This is a genomic window from Actinomadura sp. NBRC 104425, assembly GCF_030269545.1.
Classification (GTDB): domain Bacteria; phylum Actinomycetota; class Actinomycetes; order Streptosporangiales; family Streptosporangiaceae; genus Spirillospora; species Spirillospora keratinilytica.
The window spans coordinates 123,155-141,107 of the sequence record NZ_BSTN01000001.1 but is presented as its reverse complement, the minus strand read 5'-3'; the positions used below and the strand labels follow the sequence as shown (position 1 = coordinate 141,107).

The 17,953-nt window shown below is 72.4% G+C and carries 19 protein-coding genes; 13 read left to right on the top strand and 6 right to left on the bottom strand.

The annotated features are described in order from the left end of the window. The first annotated feature begins 482 nt into the window (after positions 1 to 482). Positions 483 to 842, top strand: coding sequence for a TNT domain-containing protein (locus QSK22_RS00690; RefSeq protein ID WP_285491900.1), 360 nt, complete (start codon positions 483 to 485; stop codon positions 840 to 842). Between the two features lie 8 nt (positions 843 to 850). On the opposite strand, the gene QSK22_RS00685 is transcribed toward QSK22_RS00690, so the two are convergent. Continuing rightward, on the bottom strand, positions 851 to 1,504 hold the full coding sequence (locus QSK22_RS00685) for a hypothetical protein (protein WP_285491899.1): 654 nt from the start codon (positions 1,502 to 1,504) through the stop codon (positions 851 to 853). 49 nt (positions 1,505 to 1,553) lie between these two features. Beyond that, complete coding sequence (locus QSK22_RS00680; protein ID WP_285491898.1) at positions 1,554 to 2,309, bottom strand: class I SAM-dependent methyltransferase; 756 nt, start codon at positions 2,307 to 2,309, stop codon at positions 1,554 to 1,556. 150 nt (positions 2,310 to 2,459) lie between these two features. Here QSK22_RS00680 and QSK22_RS00675 point away from each other — a divergent pair, with 150 nt between their 5' ends. The 3 genes from QSK22_RS00675 (at position 2,460) to QSK22_RS00665 (ending at position 4,753) form a co-directional block, all read left to right on the top strand. Continuing rightward, a complete protein-coding gene (locus tag QSK22_RS00675; protein ID WP_285491897.1) occupies positions 2,460 to 2,816 on the top strand; it encodes a hypothetical protein in 357 nt (118 codons plus the stop codon). Positions 2,817 to 2,937: 121 nt separating this feature from the next. Further along, entirely contained in the window at positions 2,938 to 3,813 is an 876-nt protein-coding gene (locus QSK22_RS00670; protein WP_285491896.1) for a crotonase/enoyl-CoA hydratase family protein, read from the top strand. A 70-nt stretch (positions 3,814 to 3,883) separates the two neighbouring features. Continuing rightward, positions 3,884 to 4,753 (top strand): polysaccharide deacetylase family protein, encoded by an 870-nt coding sequence (locus QSK22_RS00665; protein ID WP_285491895.1) that lies wholly within the window; start codon positions 3,884 to 3,886, stop codon positions 4,751 to 4,753. A 79-nt stretch (positions 4,754 to 4,832) separates the two neighbouring features. Here QSK22_RS00665 and QSK22_RS00660 read toward each other — a convergent pair whose 3' ends face one another. Further along, entirely contained in the window at positions 4,833 to 5,081 is a 249-nt protein-coding gene (locus QSK22_RS00660) for a putative acetyltransferase (RefSeq protein ID WP_285491894.1), read from the bottom strand. Positions 5,082 to 5,194: 113 nt separating this feature from the next. Here QSK22_RS00660 and fdxA point away from each other — a divergent pair, with 113 nt between their 5' ends. The 7 genes from fdxA (at position 5,195) to QSK22_RS00625 (ending at position 10,854) form a co-directional block, all read left to right on the top strand. Beyond that, on the top strand, positions 5,195 to 5,518 hold the full coding sequence (gene fdxA, locus QSK22_RS00655; protein WP_285491893.1) for a ferredoxin: 324 nt from the start codon (positions 5,195 to 5,197) through the stop codon (positions 5,516 to 5,518). Between the two features lie 343 nt (positions 5,519 to 5,861). Then, positions 5,862 to 6,953, top strand: coding sequence for a succinyldiaminopimelate transaminase (gene dapC, locus QSK22_RS00650; RefSeq protein WP_285492372.1), 1,092 nt, complete (start codon positions 5,862 to 5,864; stop codon positions 6,951 to 6,953). A 296-nt stretch (positions 6,954 to 7,249) separates the two neighbouring features. Beyond that, entirely contained in the window at positions 7,250 to 7,876 is a 627-nt protein-coding gene (locus QSK22_RS00645) for a DUF4178 domain-containing protein (RefSeq protein ID WP_285491892.1), read from the top strand. 3 nt (positions 7,877 to 7,879) lie between these two features. Continuing rightward, the gene (locus QSK22_RS00640; protein ID WP_285491891.1) at positions 7,880 to 8,386 is read left to right on the top strand and encodes a DUF2617 family protein; all 507 of its coding nucleotides are present in this window, start codon (positions 7,880 to 7,882) and stop codon (positions 8,384 to 8,386) included. Continuing rightward, complete coding sequence (locus tag QSK22_RS00635; protein ID WP_285491890.1) at positions 8,383 to 8,826, top strand: DUF4247 domain-containing protein; 444 nt, start codon at positions 8,383 to 8,385, stop codon at positions 8,824 to 8,826. Before QSK22_RS00640 ends, QSK22_RS00635 begins: the two co-directional genes overlap by 4 nt. Positions 8,827 to 8,836: 10 nt before the next feature. Next, complete coding sequence (locus QSK22_RS00630) at positions 8,837 to 9,262, top strand: DUF350 domain-containing protein (protein WP_285491889.1); 426 nt, start codon at positions 8,837 to 8,839, stop codon at positions 9,260 to 9,262. A 47-nt stretch (positions 9,263 to 9,309) separates the two neighbouring features. Beyond that, positions 9,310 to 10,854, top strand: coding sequence for a polyamine aminopropyltransferase (locus QSK22_RS00625; RefSeq protein ID WP_502872259.1), 1,545 nt, complete (start codon positions 9,310 to 9,312; stop codon positions 10,852 to 10,854). Between the two features lie 40 nt (positions 10,855 to 10,894). Here the strand turns inward: QSK22_RS00625 and QSK22_RS00620 are convergent, their stop codons facing one another. Next, complete coding sequence (locus QSK22_RS00620) at positions 10,895 to 11,611, bottom strand: MerR family transcriptional regulator (RefSeq protein WP_285491887.1); 717 nt, start codon at positions 11,609 to 11,611, stop codon at positions 10,895 to 10,897. Between the two features lie 88 nt (positions 11,612 to 11,699). On the opposite strand from QSK22_RS00620, the gene QSK22_RS00615 reads away from it, so the two are divergent. After that, positions 11,700 to 12,839: an acyl-CoA dehydrogenase family protein gene (locus QSK22_RS00615; protein WP_285491886.1), complete on the top strand. Its 1,140-nt coding sequence runs from the start codon at positions 11,700 to 11,702 to the stop codon at positions 12,837 to 12,839. Here the strand turns inward: QSK22_RS00615 and QSK22_RS00610 are convergent, their stop codons facing one another. Next, entirely contained in the window at positions 12,840 to 13,664 is an 825-nt protein-coding gene (locus QSK22_RS00610) for an SAM-dependent methyltransferase (RefSeq protein WP_285491885.1), read from the bottom strand. Between the two features lie 1,305 nt (positions 13,665 to 14,969). Between QSK22_RS00610 and QSK22_RS00605 the strand changes: the two genes are divergently transcribed. Then, positions 14,970 to 15,365, top strand: a complete 396-nt coding sequence (locus QSK22_RS00605; RefSeq protein ID WP_285491884.1) for a hypothetical protein — start codon at positions 14,970 to 14,972, stop codon at positions 15,363 to 15,365. A gap of 609 nt (positions 15,366 to 15,974) precedes the next feature. On the opposite strand, the gene QSK22_RS00600 is transcribed toward QSK22_RS00605, so the two are convergent. Beyond that, positions 15,975 to 17,888 (bottom strand): serine/threonine-protein kinase, encoded by a 1,914-nt coding sequence (locus tag QSK22_RS00600; protein WP_285491883.1) that lies wholly within the window; start codon positions 17,886 to 17,888, stop codon positions 15,975 to 15,977. Positions 17,889 to 17,953: the final 65 nt, after the last annotated feature.

The window sequence follows — 17,953 nt, the reverse complement described above, 5'->3', positions numbered from 1 at the left end:
CTTCTGCGCCTGCCGATGCCCTGGCCCCGCCTGCCGGTGTGTCTGTCCCGCAGGCCGGTGTTCCGGCCCCGCTTGCCGACGTGTCGGGCCCCCAGGCCGATGCCCCTGCCTCACCCGTCGATATGCCTGCCCCGCAGGGCGACGTCTCGGCCCCGCCCACCGGCGCTTCGGCCCCGCAGGGCGGCGTCTCTGCCCCGCTTGCCGACATGCCCGCTGTGCAAGCCGGCGTCCCGGCCCCGGAGGGCGATGTCCCGGCCTCGCCTGCGGGTGTCCAGACCTCACAGGCTGGTGTTCCGACTCCACCTGCCGACGTGTCCGGCCCGCAGGCCGACGTTCCCGCCCCGCCTGCCGGCGCGTCTGCCCCGCAAGGGGGTGTCCCTGCTGTGGACGTCCCTGCCACGCAGGTCGACGCGCCTGCCTCACCCGTCGATGTGCCTGGGCCGCAGGGCGCGCCGCCGACGGTTGCCGAGGCGCCGCCCACCATGGTGGAGCAGCCATACGAACCGTTGGAGGGGGAGCCGCCGCTGAGCCTGTTCCGCGACATGCTGGAGATCGAGCTGCAGGTGGGCGACACCGTGGACCGGTTCGGGGACGCCGACGGCAACGTCGCCTACACGGCGAGGATTCCGTTCGGGCAGCGGTCGCTGCCGCCGGACTGGGCCAACCGCCCGTACCACCTGTACCGGGTGGAGCGGCCGGTGCGGGCGCTCGCGGGGGTCGCCATTCCCTGGTTCGACCAGCCCGGCGGCGGAAGGGCGTACGTGTTCCGGCGGCCGCTGGGTGAACTGGTCGCGGAGGGCGTTCTGGCGGAAGTGCGGGACGCCCCGCCGCCGCCCGGCTGAGCCGCAGTTCACCCCCAGCCGATCTGGGAGACCAGGTCCAGGCCGAGCAGCAGGTCCAGATGGATGAAGGTCTCCAGCTTGGCGCCGGGGGCCACGTCCGGATCCTCGGCCAGCCGGTCGAGCGTCGCCAGGGCGGTCGGGCTGTCGAGATCGTCGGCGAGGGCCTCCTGCGCCCGCGTGGCGTACGCGCGGTCCAAGGGACGGCCCGGGGAGCGGGCCCATTCGGCCATCAGCGCCCGCCAGCGCGACAGGTCCGCCGCCGCGCGCTCGCTCAGGGCCTCCAATTCGGCCGGCTCGCGGTAGTGGACGCGCAGCACCGCCAGCCGGAGGCTCAGGGCGTCGCTGCCCGCGGGCGCGGCGTCCGGAACGAGCAGGGAGAGCCTCGGCCCGGGCGAAGGCCCGATGAACACCGCCCCGTCCGCGGCCGGGGCGTCGGCCACCGGGAAGTCCGGCAGGTGCAGGTCGGCGAAGGCGTGCGCGGACGGCTCGACGCCCTCGGCGCGGGTCACCACCGCCGGACGGCGGCCGGTGCGCTCGGCGACCCGCCGCAGCAGATCGGCGATGATCAGCGCCCGGTCGGCCCCGGCGGCGACGTGTACCCGCAGCGGGCCGCGCGCCAGTTCCCCGGGCCGCCCGGTGCGATGGTCGTACAGCCGCAGCATGCCCCCAGGCTAGAAGCCGGGCGGCGGGTCGGGCGCGGCGGCCGCCGCGTCAGGCCTTGCGGACGGCGGCGAAGCGCAGCCGCACGTAGTCGGCGACCCAGCCGGACTCGCGGCGCAGCGCCGGCGCGGCCAGTTCGTTGATCCGCGCCAGCAGCGGTTCGACCAGGTCGGGCGGCACGTCGGCCAGGGCTGCCGCGGCGTAGGTGCGGACCCAGTCGGCCGCGCCGTCCGGCCCCTCGGTCATGCGGGTGGGACGGTCGGCGTGCTCCAGCAGCCGCAGCGTGAAGCCGCCCGCCTCCAGGCGGGTGGCGTACTCGGCCGGGCTGGGGAAGTACCAGGGCAGCTCGGGTTCGCCGAGCCCGAACACCCGCCAGGCGGTCTGCATCGCGGCGATCAGCTCGGCGCAGTTGCCCGCACCGCCCAGTTCGCCGACGAACCGGCCGCCGGGTCGCAGCGCCGCATGCACCCGCGCGATCACCGCGTCCGGGTCGCGGTTCATCCAGTGCAGGGCGGCGTTGGACGCGACGGCGTCGTACTGCTCGCTGACGGTGAAGGTGTGGGCGTCGCCGACCACGAAGGACAGCCCCGGGTTCAGCGCCGCGGCCTGGGCGACCATCTCGGGGTTGCCGTCGATGCCCAGCACCTCCGCTCCGCGTTCGGCGATCTCCGCGGTGAACGCGCCCGTGCCGCAGCCCAGGTCGATGATCCGCTCACCGGGCTGCGGGTCGAGCAGATCGACCAGGGGCGCGCCGTGCGCGGAGACGTACCCGAAGACGGAGTCGTACGTCGTGACGGCCCATTGCACCGTCGTAATTTATCCGACAAACCGCCAGTTGCGGGGTGGCGTTCCACCACGTGGACGGCGTACAGTGACCTGCTTCACGGACCGCGACGCATCCGGCCACGGCGCGTGCCGTCCGCCGGGCAGTGTCGCGGGCGGCGTACGGTCGTGGGCATGGACGAACGCGCGGTGACATCGGGCGAGGTGCGCGTCGTGGGCGCCGAGCACCCCGACGGCCTGGAGCTTCGCACCTGCGGCCTGGCCTTGCGCAGGCTGCCCGAGCTGCGCGCCGCCGGCCTGCCGCCCTATCTCGGGCAGGGGTGGGCGCGCATCCTGGCGGCGCTGGCCGCACGCGTCGCCGCGGCCGGCGGCCCGCCTCCCGGCGACGTGCAACTTGCACCGAACGTGGCGTTCCGCCTGACGTCCGACGGCGACCACCTGGTGCCCGGTCCGCCCGGCGGCTTCACCGGCGCGGTGGACCAGTGGCGGCGCGAGGTCGTCTATCGGTTGTTCCCCTCGGCCCGCTCCTGACCCGGCCCGCTCCTGACCCGGCCCGCTCCTGACCCGGCCCGCTCCCGACGCCCGCCGCCCGCGCCGCACCGGCGGCTTTCTAGAATCCTGTTCGGAAACTTCTCCGGAGAGGGGACGCAAGGTGTCGTACAGCGAGATCGACTACCGGGTGCGGGACGGGATCGCCACGCTCACGCTCAACCGGCCGGAACGCCTGAACGCCTACACCCACACCATGCGCAACGAGATGCTCGACGCCTTCGACCGCGTCGACGCCGACGACGAGGTGCGGGCGGTCGTGGTGACCGGGGCGGGCCGGGCCTTCTGCGCCGGGGCCGACCTGGGGGCGGGCGGCGACACCTTCGACCGCGGCAAGACCCAGGAGATGTTCGCGGGCGAGGACGACGTGCTGGAGGACGGCACGCCCCGCGACGGCGGCGGCACGGTCGCGCTGCGCATCGCGCGCTGCCTCAAACCGGTCATCGCCGCGTACAACGGCGCGGCCGTCGGCGTCGGCGTCACCATGACGCTGCCCATGGACGTGCGGCTGGCCGCCGACAACGCCCGGTTCGGGTTCGTGTTCGCCCGGCGCGGCATCGTCACCGAGGCCGCGTCGAGCTGGTTCCTGCCGCGCCTGGTCGGCATCTCCCAGGCCATGGAGTGGGCGGTGACGGGGCGGGTGTTCGGCGCCGACGAGGCCCTGCGCGGCGGCCTGGTGTCGCGGGTGGTCGCCCCCGAGGACCTGCTGCCCGCCGCCTACGAGCTGGCCGCCGAGATCCGCGACAACACCTCCGCCGTCTCGGTCGCCGCGATCCGCCGCCTGATGTGGTCGGGACTGTCGGCCCCGTCCCCCTGGGACGCGCACGCCAACGACTCCCGGCTGATGGCCGCGCTGGGCGGCGCCCCCGACGCCCGCGAGGGCGTCACGGCGTTCCTGGAGAAGCGCGCCGCCGCGTTCCCCATGAAGGTCACGACCGATCTGCCGCCCGAGGTCCCGGACTGGCCGGTTCGGGCCTGAAAGTCGGGGTGTGCCGAGCCCCTCGGGGGGTATGCAGCGCCCAGCGACAGGGCGGGATGATCCGGGGGGCGTGGTGCGAGGCAGGGCCGGTGTCGTCGTTGTGCTGCTCGGGCTCGTGCTCGCGGCGGGATGCGCCCAGTCCGCGGCCAAGCGCGCCGAACCGTCCAGGGCGAGGGGCGCCGGCGGCCGCACCGGCGACCCGACGCCCTCCGCCTCCGCTTCCGCCGAGCCCGACCCGGCCACGACGCCCGCCGCGCACGAGAACCACATCGTGCCGCAGCCGGACGAGCCCGAGCCGCCCCCGGAGGAGGAGCCGCCCGCGCCGCCGCCCGCCCGCGTCGACTGCTCCGTGCGCAAGTGCGTCGCGCTGACCTTCGACGACGGGCCCGGCGCCTACACCGGTCGGCTGCTCGACCAGCTGCGCGCCGCCCGCGTGCACGCCACGTTCTTCCTGCTCGGGCAGAACGTGGCCGGGCACCGCGACCTGGTGCGGCGGATGGTGCAGGAGGGGCACGAGGTGGGCAACCACAGCTGGTCCCACCCCGACCTGACGACGCTGCCGTCCTGGGAGGTGCGGGCGCAGGTGCGGCGCACCCAGCAGGCCGTCCACGACGTCACCGGGGTCGCCCCCGTGCTGTTCCGCCCGCCCTACGGGGCCGTCGACGAGCGGGTGGCCGACGCCGTGGACATGCCCCTGATCCTGTGGAGCGTCGACACCCTGGACTGGCTGCACCGCGACGTCCGGCGCAACATCACCGCCGGGGTCCGCGAGCCCCGCCGGGGCGGCATCGTGCTGTTCCACGACATCCACCGGCCCACGGTCGCCGCCGTGCCGAGCGTCCTGGAGGGGCTCAGAGAACGCGGCTTCACCTTCGTCACCGTCTCCGAGCTGTTCGGCGGCCGCCGCCTTGTGCCCGGCCGCCGGTACGCCGAACGCTGAGTCCGAAAAGCGCTTCACCGAGGTTTTGCCGTGCCCGGGCCCGTCCCGGCGTGTCGCGGCCCGCGCGGCGGGGAAACGATCAGCCGCGGGGACGGCGCGGCGGGGGCGCGGGCGGGACGACCTTGGCGGCCACCACGATGTCCTCGGGCACCTCGACCACCTCGCCGTGCCGCCGGCGGACTCGCAGAAGGCGGCCGGACCACGATTCCAGGACGCCGACCACGTCGCTGTACTCTCCGGTGGGCAGCCGGCGGCGCAGCGAGATCCGCTGCCCCGCGTCGGCCGGTGTGATCGACACCAGCGGCCGAGCGGCGCGACGGTCTGACATGTGAGGACCCCCATGTCGAATCGACTACGCCGTGGTGGCAATACTATTCACAGCGAGCTTGCGGTGAGCCGTGGCGTACGGCGGGGCCGAAGGATCCGAGAGGAGTCACTGACGTGACCTACGTCATCGCGCAGCCCTGCGTGGACGTGCTCGACAAGGCGTGCATCGAGGAGTGCCCTGTCGACTGCATCTACGAGGGGAAGCGAATGCTCTACATTCACCCCGACGAGTGCGTCGACTGCGGTGCGTGCGAGCCGGTCTGCCCGGTGGAGGCCATCTACTACGAGGACGACACCCCCGAGCAGTGGAAGGACTTCTACAAGGCCAACGTGGAGTTCTTCGACGAGCTCGGCTCGCCCGGCGGCGCCTCCAAGGTGGGCAAGATCGACAGGGACCACCCGATCGTGGCCGCCCTGCCTCCGCAGGGCGGGGAGTAACGACCCCTGCCGACGCCGTGCGGCCGACCGGGGCACGGCGCCCTGCACGGCGGCCATCCGTCCGCCGCCGGGGCCCGGAGCACCCGCACGGGGACGAACCCCCGGAAACCTGGATGACAGGGGCCGGGGGCGTGGGACCCGTGCGCGCAGGACCGGCACCGGTCGCGTACGCTCTAAGGCCGTGGCCCCGACATCGGGGCCACGGCCTTCGTGTCGAGCGGGCCCATCGCCCGCCCCTGCGCCGCCGCCCCGGACGCCGGAGCGCGCCGCGCCGACACCCGGCCGACCCGTACACCTGCCATACGCCGGCCATACGCCTGTCGCAGAAACGGAGCCATCTGTGGTGTTCACGCTGCCGGACTTCCCGTGGGATCGGCTGCGGCCCTACCGGGAGCGCGCCGCCGCGCACCCCGGCGGGCTCGTCGACCTGTCGGTCGGCACCCCCGTGGACCCCACGCCCGAACCCGTGCGCGCGGCGCTGGCCGAGGCCGCCGACGCCCCCGGCTACCCGCAGACCTACGGCACGCCCCGGCTGCGCGAGGCCGTCGCGGGCTGGCTGCGGCGGCGGCTCGGCGTGACCGGCGCCGACCCCGACGCGGTGCTGCCGGTCATCGGCACCAAGGAGCTGGTGGCGTGGCTGCCGACCCTGCTCGGCGCGGGCCCCGGCGACCGGATCGTGTTCCCCGAGCTGGCCTACCCCACCTATGACGTGGGCGCCCGCCTGGCCCGGGCCGAACCGGTGCCCGCCGACGGGCTGCTGTCCCTCGGCCCGGTCAACCCCAAGATCGTCTGGGTGAACTCCCCGTCCAACCCGACCGGCCGGGTGCTGCCCGCCGAGCACCTGCGCAAGGTGGTGGCCTGGGCGCGCGGCCGCGGCACGATCGTGGTCAGCGACGAGTGCTACCTGGAGTTCGGCTGGGACGACGACCCGGACCGGCGGCCGATCTCGATCCTGCACCCGGACGTGTGCGAGGGCTCGCACGAGGGGCTTTTGGCGGTCAACTCGCTGTCCAAGCGCTCCAACATGGCCGGCTACCGGGCCGGGATCGTCACCGGCGACCCGGTGCTGGTCAAGCGGCTGCTGGAGGTCCGCAAGCACGCCGGGATGATGGTCCCCGCGCCGGTGCAGGCCGCGATGGCCGTTGCGTTCGATGACGACGCGCACGTGGACGCCCAGCGCGAGCGCTACGCCCGCCGCCGGGCCGCCCTGCGCGAGGCGTTCGAGCGGCACGGCTTCCGCATCGACCACTCCGAGGCGTCGCTGTACCTGTGGGCGACCCGCGACGAGCCCTGCTGGGACACCGTCGGCTACCTGGCCGACCTGGGCATCCTCGTCGGCCCCGGCGACTTCTACGGCCGGGGCGGGGCGCGGCACGTCCGCATCGCCTTCACCGCGACCGACGAACGCGTCGCCGCCGCCGTCTCCCGCCTCTGACCCCCGGCCCGCCGCGGCCTCCCGCCGCGGTCTTCGGCCTTGGTGTTGCCTTGGTGTTCGGCCTTGGTGTTCGGCCTTGCCTCCCGCCGCGGCCTCCCGGCGTGCTCTTGCGCCGCGGTCTTCCGCCGCCGGCGCGTGGGCATGCGCGGCGCCGCATGCCGCGACGCAGCTGTTACATGCGGCTTGAAACCGATGTGACCGCGGTGACGTCTATGCTGCCGATGTTCCTGCGTGACCGGTATCGGTAGGATCCGCAGGTCCATCCCGGCGCTGTCGTCGAATCCGTGGAGGTCCGCATGGGCGGAGCAGCGGTCGCGGTCCTGCTCGTCCTGATTCTCGCCGCCCTGGTCGTCATCGCCGTGCTGCTGGTCATGCTGCTGCGCCGCCGAAGCCCGGGGCCCGCCGCGCCGGGAACCGCCCCCGCCGCGCCGCGCGACCCGTTCGCCGCCGCCGACGCCGCGGGCGGCGACCCGCGCGCCCTCAAGGCCGGTGACATGGTCGAGTACCTGGGCGTCCGGTACTTCGTGCGGGGCTCGCTGCGCATGCGCGAGGGCGGGTTCACCTGGAGCGAGCACCTGCTGGACGCCGACACCGCCGAGGGCGCCAAGATCTGGATCTCCGTCGAGGAGGACCCGGACCTGGAGGTCGTCTGGTGGACCGCCCGCGACCCCGGCGGCCTGCGCCCCGACCGCCGGACGCTCACCGTGGACGGCGTGGAGTACCACCGCGAGGAGCACGGCACCGCCGAGTACGGCAGCGAGGGCACCACGGGCCTCGGCGACCGGGGCCGGGTGGAGTACGTCGACTACACCGCCCCCGGCGGCCGCTACCTGTCGTTCGAGCGGTTCGGCGGCGCCGAGTGGGAGATGGGCACCGGCGAGCGGGTGCCGAACGGCGCGCTGACCATCTACCCGGGAAGCTGAACCTTGCTCGCCGCACTCGACACCCCCTACGCCGACACCCGCGCCGACGCGCTGGCGTTCGCGGTCGGCCTGCCGCCGCGCGACGCCCTGGCCGTCCTGCATCTGGAACGCTCCGGCCTGCGCGTGCAGCTGCGGCTGCTCGGCGCGTCCCACCAGGTGATCGCGGGCCCGCTCAGCGAGACCGTGGCCTGCGACCTGCCGGACGGCGCACGCCCGCTGCCCGCGCGGATGCGCGACGCCCTGCCCGGATGGGACTACGACTTCGCCGCGCGCACCGCCGTCCACGACGACGCCGCGTTCGCCCGCGCCGTGGACGCGCTGCGCGACCGGCTCGCCGGCCGCCCCGACGCGCTGACCGGAACCTATCCGGGATCCGACCACGCGGTCACCGCGCTGGCCCTCGACGACACCGGTGCGCCCGGGGCCGCAATCGGCTGGCGCACCTGGCACGCCTACCCGCAGACCCGGGAGATCGTCATGACGCGCAGTCGGCTGGTGAGGACATCGTGAGACGCAGGCACTGGGTGATCGCCGGCGTGGCGGCGGCCGTCGTCGCGCTCATCGTCCTGATCGCGGTGCTGGCGCGGGACGGCGGGCCGCGCGGCTTCATCGCCGACCGGTACACCCTGGTGGCCGCCGACACCTACCGTTCGCCGAAGCCACCGCAGACCGTCGCCAACGAGATCACCGCCAAGCACAAGGCCATCGACCGGGTGGACGACCTGGCCACGCTGGGCCGCAACGGCGGGATCTTCCTGCGCTACCCCAAGCTCGTCGTCGGCGTCCTGCCGGACGGGACGGGCAGCCGGATCACCGTCGACTCTCCCGGCACCGGCTACAGCCGGTACCACAGCCACGTCAGCGGCCACTGGTCCAGCCCCAGCAGCAACGGCTGGACCAGCAGCGGCGGCGCGTCCTTCCGCGGCGGCGGCCCCGGGTCGGGCAAGTGAGGAGCAACCGTTGAACGACATCCTGCACGAGGGCGGCGCCACGCTCGCCTACGGGGCGCTGGGCATCGCGCTGATGGCGCTGGGCTACCTGGTGGTCGAGGTCACCACCCCCGGGCGGCTCGGCCACCAGATCTGGACCGAGGGCAACCGCGGCGCCGCGCTGCTGCTGTCGGTCAAGCTGCTCGGCGTCGGCATGATCGTCACCACCGCCATCGTCACCAGCGACGACGACCTCGGCCAGGGGCTGCTCGACACCGCCGTCTACGGCCTGCTCGGCATCGTGCTGATGGTCATCGCGTTCTACCTGCTGGACCTGCTCACCCCCGGCAAGCTCGGCGCGAAGCTCGTGGACGGCGCCGGCGTGCACCCGGCGGGCTGGGTGGTGGCCGCCGCCGACCTCGCCGTCGCGGCGATCGTGGCCGGGGCGGTCTCCTGACCGCCGGCCACGCGGACCGGGCCGCCGGCGCCGGCGCGGGCGGGGGGCTGCGGCTGCCCGCCCGGGCCGCGCGCGCCCTGGTGCTGGCGGCCGTGTTCGCCTGCGCCGCGTGCGGGCTGGTGTACGAGCTGGCGCTGGTCGCCCTCGGCAGCTACCTGGTGGGCAACTCGGTCACCCAGGCGTCGATCGTGCTGTCGGTCATGGTGTTCGCGATGGGCGTCGGCTCGCTGGCCGCCAAGCCCCTGCAGCGCCGCCCGGTCACCGCGTTCGCGCTGGTCGAGGCGGCGCTGGCGGTGACGGGCGGACTGTCGGTGCCCGCGCTGTACGCCGCGTTCGCCTGGCTGGACCTGTACGTCCCGGCGCTGGTGGTGGTCGCCTTCATCGTGGGCGCGCTGATCGGCGCGGAGATCCCGCTGCTGATGACGCTGCTGCAGCGGATCCGCCGGCAGGACGCGGGCAGCGCGGTCGCCGACCTGTTCGCCGCCGACTACGTGGGCGCGCTGGTGGGCGGGCTGGCCTTCCCGTTCCTGCTGCTGCCGGTGTTCGGGCACATCAAGGGTGCCCTGGTCGTCGGCGTGGTCAACGCGGTCGCGGGTATCGCCGTGGTGCTGTGGCTGTTCCGGCGGCAGCTGGAACGCGGCGTGCGCGCCGGGCTGTGGGCGGGCATGGCGTGCGTGCTGGCCGTCCTCGGCGCCACCTACGCCCTGGCGGACGGCTTCGAGGTGACCGCGCGGCAGGCCCTGTACCGCGACCCGATCGCGCTGGCCGAGCGCACCCCCTACCAGGAGATCGTGATCACCAGGAAGGTGACGCTGTCGGGCCGTGCCGACGTGCGGCTGTTCCTGAACGGCGACCTGCAGTTCTCGTCCGTCGACGAGTATCGCTACCACGAGTCGCTGGTGCATCCGGCGCTGGCGGGCGCCCGGGGCCGGGTGCTGGTGCTCGGCGGCGGCGACGGGCTGGCGCTGCGCGAGGTGCTGCGCTACCGGGACGTGCGCGAGGTGACGCTCGTCGAGCTGGACCCGGAGATGCTCCGCCTGGCCCGCACCTACCGCGACCTGGCCGACCTCAACGGGCACGCCTTCGCCGACCCGCGCGTGCGCACCGTCGAGGCCGACGCCTTCTCCTGGCTGCGCGGCGCGTCCCGGCGGTACGACGCGGTGATCGTGGACATGCCGGACCCCGACGACGTGTCCACGGCCAAGCTGTACTCGGTGGAGTTCTACGGGCTCGTCGAACGGGTGCTGGCGCCGGGCGGGCGGATGGTGGTGCAGTCCGGCTCGCCGTACTTCGCGCCCCGCTCGTTCTGGTGCATCGAGAAGTCCATCCGCGCCGCCGGGCTGGCCACCGTCCCCTACCACGTGGACGTGCCCAGCTTCGGCGACTGGGGCTTCGTCCTGGCCGCCCCCGGCACGGCCCGCCCGCCGCTGACCCTCGCCTCCGCCGCCCCGCCGCTGCGCTTCCTCGACTCCGACGTGCTGCGTGCCGCCACCGTCTTCGGCAAGGACCTGCGCCACCGCGACGTGGACGTCAACACCCTCGCCCACCCCCGCCTCGTCGACTACGAGGACCAGGAGTGGCGCGACGCGTGATCCCGTGGGGGACGGCCCCGGCCGGCCGGGCGGGTGATCCTCACTCCGCCGCGGTCACCTGCCCCCGGATGGCGTCGTCGACGGCGCGGCGGAAGGCGGTGACCAGCGACTGGATCACCAGGGGCTTGAGCCTGCCCGACAGCTCGATCAGGCGCCGGCGTTCTTCGGGCGGGCGGCCGCGTTCGCGGTAGGGGCGCACGACCGTGTCCTGGAAGACCTGCTGCAGTTCCGCGGCCAGCGCCCGGGTGTGCCGCTCGACGGCCTCGTGGGTGGCCCGCAGCGTCTCCAGGGGCATGGACAGGCCAGCCAGCTCCGCGCCCACGCCCAGCAGCGCCGGGCTGACGACGCGCACCCGGCCGTCCCCCGAAGGCTCGACGATGCCGAGGGCCTGCAGCCGTTCGAGCGCCGCGTCGTCCAGGCGCTGCCCGGTGCGGCGGTCGAGCTCGTGCCGGTCGATCTCCTCGGGCGCCTCCGGGGCCCACGGCGACAGCAGGGCCCGGTGCAGCGCCAGGTCCTCGGGGGAGGCGTTGTCGGGCAGGCGCGCCAGGTGCCGTTCGATCGCCGCCAGCGTCAGCCCCAGCGACTGCAGCTCCCGGATCAGCTCCAGCCGGGCCAGGTGGTCGGGCCCGTACAGGCCGGTGCGCCCGCGCAGCCGCGGCGGCGGCAGCATCCCGCGTCCGGCGTAGAACCGCACGGTCCGGACCGTGAGCCCGGCCCGCGCGGCCAGCTCGTCGACGGTCAGCTCCTCGTCGTGCACCGCCCGGGCCCCCTCCCCCTATGTGACAGTCCTAGTGTTACATTGACGTCGTATCAGCAAGCACTTATCGAGGGAGCCGGGGACACGGATGGCGCGTGACATCTTCACCGAGGAGCACGAGGCGTTCCGCGACATGGTGCGGTCCTTCATCGCCAAGGAGATCACCCCGCACCACGAGCAGTGGGAGCGGGACGGCATCGTCTCCCGCGACGTCTGGCTGGCCGCGGGCCGGCAGGGCCTGCTCGGCATCGAGGTCCCCGAGGAGTACGGGGGCGGCGGCATCGCCGACTACCGCTACTACGTCGTGCTGAACGAGGAGCTGGCCCGCGCCGGCGCGTCCGGCCCCGGGTTCGCCGTGCACAACGACATCAACGGCGCCTACCTGCTGCGCCTGGCCAACGAGGAGCAGAAGCGGCGCTGGCTGCCCGGCTACTGCTCCGGTGAGATCATCACCGCGATCGCGATGACCGAGCCCGCCGCCGGGTCGGACCTGCAGGGCATCCGCACCACCGCGGTCCGCAACGGCGACCACTACGTCCTCAACGGCTCCAAGACCTTCATCTCCAACGGCATCCTGGCCGACCTGGTGATCGTCGTCGCCAAGACCGACCCGCAGGCCGGGCACAAGGGCGTCAGCCTGCTCGTCGTCGAGCGCGGCATGGAGGGCTTCGAACGCGGCCGCAACCTGGAGAAGGTCGGCATGCACGCCCAGGACACCGCCGAGCTGTTCTTCAACGACGTGCGCGTGCCCAAGGAGAACCTCCTCGGCGAGGAGGGCATGGGGTTCATCTACCTCATGCAGAACCTGGCCCGCGAACGGCTGTCCATCGGCGTCAGCGCCCAGGCCGGGGCGGAGACCGCGTTCGAGCAGACCCTCGACTACTGCCGCACCCGCGAGGCGTTCGGCCGGCCCATCGGCAAGTTCCAGCACAACCGCTTCACGCTCGCCGAGATGAAGACCGAGCTGACCGTGACCCGCGCGTTCACCGACGAGTGCATCGCCAAGGAATCGCGCGGCGAGCTGAGCGCCGAAGAGGCCGCGATGCTCAAGTACTGGAACACCGAACTGCTCAAGCGCGTCGTCGACCGGTGCGTCCAGCTGCACGGCGGCTACGGCTACATGACCGAGTACCCGATCGCCAAGGCCTACCAGGACGTCCGCATCCAGACGATCTTCGGCGGGACCACGGAGATCATGAAGGAGATCATCGGCCGCAGCCTGCTGTGATCAGGGCTTGCGCCCGACGGCCCCGTAGACGTCGACGTCCTCCGGCTCGCCCAGCGCGGTGGACTCCGGACGCCACTTCAGGCACGACACCTGGCCCGGCTCGACGAGTTCGAGCCCCTCGTACAGCTCGGCGAGCTGGGCGGGGTGGCGCAGCACGTACGGCACCGCGCCGGTGTCGTCGTACTCCTGCTGGGCCTGCTGGAGCGCCTCCCCCTGGACCACGTAGGTGCTGTCGTAGTGGATGAAGAAGCTGCCGGACGGAAGGGCGTCCAGCAGCCGCCGCGTGATCGCCTTCGCCTCGTCCCAGTCCTCGATGTGCCCGAGGATGCCCATCAGCATGAGCGCGACCGGCTTGCCGAAGTCGAGCGTCCTGCCGGCCTTGGCGATGATCGTGTCCGGCTCGCGCAGGTCGGCCTCGATGTAGGTGGTGACGCCCTCGGGGGTGGTGTTGGTGAGCAGCGCCTCGGCGTGCACCAGCACCAGGGGGTCGTTGTCCACATAGACGATCTTGGCGTCGGGGGCGACGCGCTGGGCCACCTCGTGGGTGTTGTCCATGGTCGGCAGCCCGGTGCCGATGTCGAGGAACTGCCGCACCCCCTCCTCGGCGGCCACGTACCGGACGGCGCGGGTCAAGAACACCCTGGACGCGCGGGCCATGTCGACGATGCCGGGTGCCTTCTCCCGGTACCGGTCGCCGGCCTCCCGGTCCACGGGATAGTTGTCCTTGCCGCCGAGCCAGTAGTTCCAGATCCGCGCCGAATGCGGCACGCTTGTGTCGATCTTCGACGTGGGCGGCAGCTCAGACCCTTGCGCGCGTTCCGTCATGACGCTCCTGACTTCCGCTGTTCGGTGGGCAACAGCGCGATGTTACTTCTCTCGCCATATCCGACATAGCTTCTACGCCCGACAGATTAGGATCACCGCGGAAACGCCGGTGTTTGACCGGATCCGGCCATCCGACTTCGGCGCGATTTCGCCTGGTCACGGGCCCACGTCCCGTTGCCGGACACGCGCTCCGCAGAACCAGACGCGCAGCGGCACCCGAGGACCCCGACCGACGGTCGCCGACCGACGCATCTGCGGGGACGCGGCGAGCGCCGAGCCTTGCGAAAAGCGCGACCGGGCCACGCCTCACACACGAATATCACATGATCTAGATCGTTGCTTATGAAGAGATAGCATCCACCTATCTCACGTCAACGATCCGTGCCCTGCTCTCTTCGGTGAACGTGCAAATTCCGTGCGTACGCACATTCAGGTGAAGACGATGTAGCCGTCCGGTCACACCACGCGCCAGAGTGCGCACCTGCTGCCCCGCAGAGAGTGCGTCCGGCCGTTGTCGAGAACGGCGCAACCTTCCAGGTGGAAGGGCTGAAACGCGAGCACAGAACACCTCAGCGGGACCGCCCCCACTGACAAGCCCTCCGCCGTCGACGCCCCGCCTCCACATCGACCGTGCGGGCGTCCCAGTCAGCCGTCGCATCGCGAGACCAGGAGGCGGCTGGAGGCTTCTGCCGTTCAGGACGCCGCGGTCGAGGTCTGACCGCCACGGCATCTAGTCCCGGGGAGTCCAAGGGGTGGCCTGCGTCCGCGAAGGGGTGGGGGCTGTCAGCCGACCGTCCGGGCGCACCGGGCCGGTTGCCGCTTCGCGAAAGAAAGGGTGCCGCCGATGTTGCTTCAGAGGGTCGGCGTGATGCGGTTGTAAACGAGCAGGACGTCCAGGCGGCGAGAATCCGGGGGCTGCGAGCGAGTGGTTGACGCTCGCACCAGATCGTCCGGGCGCGCCAGGGTGGCTGTCGCGTCGCGCGAGCAGTGAGGCGGCCGGGGCATTGATGCCGTGCCCCACTCTCCGCGAAGGCACACCAAACGGGCCAGCGGGATGGCTCGGGTGCACCCGAACTCCGAGATTCAGTACGGATCGCATTCATTTACTTGCGGATTGTGACATCATCCTGGTTGTCGGGGTGCCGCCGCGTTCGCAACGCCGGTTCCCCTCGTCTCCGCTGTCTTCCTTCGGGAGGTCCCCCATTGCAACTCAGGCGGACAAGATGGACGTCCGTCGCCCTTGTCGTCGCGATCCTGCCCATCACGGGCGCCAAGGAATGCGGTAATGCCAACGGTCGAGGTCCCATGAGCGGCGCGTACTCCTGCCAGATGAAGTGGAAGGAACTGGGCGTCTTCCGATCGCAGGACGCCAAGTGGGTACATGGAATCCTCGAAGTGAGATGCCTGAACGCGAAGCCCAGAAGTCACCACCTGCTCATGGATCTCCAGCGTTGGCCCTATGAGGGACGCCGCCCGCCTCGCCAGAGCCCGTGGGGAGACTGGGAGCAGAAGCAGAGGTCTCGTTCCATGATCGTTCCTGGCAGGACGGGGCGTAAGTTCGTGGTCGCCCATGACAGGTGCGAGAGCGGGACGTGGCGTGCTCTCGCGGTCGTTACCGGGGTCGCGGCAGACGGCAACGAGTACCGTTCCTCTCCGAAGGGGGAGTACTACGAGGCGAGGGCGAAGATCGAATGCGATTGAGGAGGCGGCGCGGCAACGTCATCGGAGAAGTCGGCCAGTGGTACTGCTATGCGTCGGTCGTGTCCAATGTCCCCCGGCCGCTTGTGCCGTTCCGGAACTTCTGCATGCGGCTGAGCCATGCGGTCGAGACATTCCCGCAACGCCGAAGGATGAAGGGGGGGTACGCGTGGTTCACTCCCGACGAATGGCGCTGGAGCCCCCATCCTCCGCATCCGGAGTTTGATGAGGTCGTCAGGATGGACCACCGGTCGTGGTTGCGGGTGTGGTGGGACGACGACGTGCGCAGGCGTCCCTGGACTCTGTGAGATTGCGGGGTGGGCCGCCTCCGGTGTCATGTTCCGCTGAGGGGTGGGGTGTCGTGTCCTCGGCCGTCCGGTCGTGCCCAGGGCATGGCGTGCTGCTATTCGCGGGCCTGCTTCAGCAAGGCCCCCTTGGCCTGGTCTTTTCGTCCGTGCTCGGCCTCCGCGGCGCCGTGGCCGCGACCCAGCGGGCCGCCTCGGCGACGTCGCGGGGCAGAGTGATCGAGTGTTTCCGGGTGGGCTTGGGCATGCCGTTTTCCTCCCTCGCGTGGGCTTGGACGATCACGCCGACGTCGCCGAGACGGCTCGATCAGGTCCGGCTCGGGGTGGGGGTCGCGCCTTCCACCAGGGCGAGGAACTCGGGCTTCAGCAGGTCGCGGACCTTGGCGTAGGGGGCGGTGAGGCGGTCGCGGGGGCATTCGCTGCCGCCGACGGAGTAGTTGAGCTCGAAACGCTGCGGGGTGGGGAAGGCGGTGAAGGGGATGTACTCGGCGAGCAGGGTTCCCGGGGCCTCTCCGGGGAGCTTCTTGGCGTAGAACTCCTCGGGCTTGGGCGGTTCGTAGCCCCGGCAGCCCCCGGGCTTCCAGTTGGTGGGGTTGCTGCTGGTCAGCCGGGACCACAGGGTCTTCAGGCCGGTCGACGTCAGCGTGCTGGGCATGAAGACGTCCTTGGCGGTGAGGACGCGTCCCGTCCTGAGGTCCACCGTCACGGCTCCGGCGGGCAGGGTTCCGTCGGCCGGCACGCAGTACTCGATCTTGGGCGTGTAGACGACGGAGACCAGTGCGGGGCCGCGCATGCCCGTCTCCACGGTGGTGCTCAGCGACGTCTTCCGCGAGCCGCACATGGACGGGTTGTAGTTGGCGCGCAGGTAGCTGATGAGCAGGTCGAGCGGCTTGCGGAGCTCCTGGTTGATCTTCTGCTGGAGGGCCGCGTCGCCGTGCCCGGAGATCCGGACGTACTGGGCGTTGCGCACCGTCACCGCGGATTCGCTGAACGTCTGGTTCTGGACCGCGACGGTCGCCGCGACGGGACGGGTCGGCGTGGGACGCGGCGCGGGATCGTCGCCCATGCCCGCGTAGACGGCGACGCCGCCCGCGCTCGCCGCGATGGCGGTGCCCGCCACGGCCGCCGCCACCTTCGCGCCCGTGCTCGCCAGAAGGCCGGTGCTTCCGGCTCCCGAAACGCCCGACAAACCCGCGGCCCCCGAGGCTCCTGCCGCGCCGGCGCCCGACGCTCCCGCGGCCCCCGAGGCTCCGGCCGCGCCTGAAGCTCCCACCGCGCCTGCGCCCGACGCGCCGGCGGCCCCCGCTGCGCCCGCCCCGGAGGCGGCGGCCCCCGCTGTGACTGACGCGGCGGGCGTGAGCCCGGCGGCCACCAAGGGGAAGAGGGCGGCCAACGCCACGGCGGTACCGGCCAGGACGCGGATACCGCGCGTCTCCCAAGCGGGGCCGTACGCGGCGACCGCCGCTTCCTCGAGCTCGGTGACGAAGGCCGCCGCGCCCCACGGACGCTGCGTGGGGTCCTTGGCCATCCCGCGGGCGACCAGGTTCCGCAACGGCTCGGGCACGGCCTCCACGGGGACGTCCGCGTTCAGGTGCATCGCCTGCAACGCGGCCTGGTCGCCGGCCTCGAAGGGGCGGCGGCCCGTCACGCACTCGAAGAAGACGCACGTGGCGGCGTACACGTCCGCGGCAGGGGTCGCGGGTTCGCCGAGCCACTGCTCGGGCGGCATGTAGGCGGGGGTCCCCGAGCGGTCGCCCCCGCCCACCGGCGTGGCGATGCCGAAGTCGATCAGCTTGCTCAGCCCGTCGGCCTGCACGACCACGTTGGCGGGCTTGTAGTCGCGGTGCACTACTCCCACGGCGTGGGCGGCGGCCAGGCCCAGCAGCGACCCCTTGAGGACGGTCAAGGACGCCTCCGGCCCGAGGGCGCCGTGCTCGGCCAGCACCTTCTTCAGGGAGACCCCGTTGACGGCCTCCATGACGAGCGCCGCGCCGTGCACGCTCTCCACCAGGCGGTACAGGCGCGCCACGTGCGGGTCGGACACCCGCCCCAGCAGGACGGCCTCCTCGCGCAGCCGCTCCACGTCCGCGCTGCGGGAGAGGTACTTGATCGCCACGGGAGTGCCGCTGCCCGAGTGCCTGGCCAGGACCACGCGCCCCTGGGCGCCGCGCCCCAGCTCCCGTACCTCGTCGAAGCCGTCGATCCGCCAGTCGTCCACCATTGCCACCTCCGAACCCACGACATGAGATCACACGGAGATCGCAAAGGTTCGCACAAAGTGATTCC

Coding starts and splice junctions, on each gene's coding strand:
- QSK22_RS00690 (WP_285491900.1), top strand. CDS start 483: ATGGTGGAGCAGCCATACGAACCGTTGGAGGGGGAGCCGCCGCTGAGC.
- QSK22_RS00685 (WP_285491899.1), bottom strand. CDS start 1,504: ATGCTGCGGCTGTACGACCATCGCACCGGGCGGCCCGGGGAACTGGCG.
- QSK22_RS00675 (WP_285491897.1), top strand. CDS start 2,460: ATGGACGAACGCGCGGTGACATCGGGCGAGGTGCGCGTCGTGGGCGCC.
- QSK22_RS00660 (WP_285491894.1), bottom strand. CDS start 5,081: ATGTCAGACCGTCGCGCCGCTCGGCCGCTGGTGTCGATCACACCGGCC.
- QSK22_RS00645 (WP_285491892.1), top strand. CDS start 7,250: ATGGGCGGAGCAGCGGTCGCGGTCCTGCTCGTCCTGATTCTCGCCGCC.
- QSK22_RS00615 (WP_285491886.1), top strand. CDS start 11,700: ATGGCGCGTGACATCTTCACCGAGGAGCACGAGGCGTTCCGCGACATG.
- QSK22_RS00610 (WP_285491885.1), bottom strand. CDS start 13,664: ATGACGGAACGCGCGCAAGGGTCTGAGCTGCCGCCCACGTCGAAGATC.
- QSK22_RS00605 (WP_285491884.1), top strand. CDS start 14,970: ATGAGCGGCGCGTACTCCTGCCAGATGAAGTGGAAGGAACTGGGCGTC.
- QSK22_RS00600 (WP_285491883.1), bottom strand. CDS start 17,888: ATGGTGGACGACTGGCGGATCGACGGCTTCGACGAGGTACGGGAGCTG.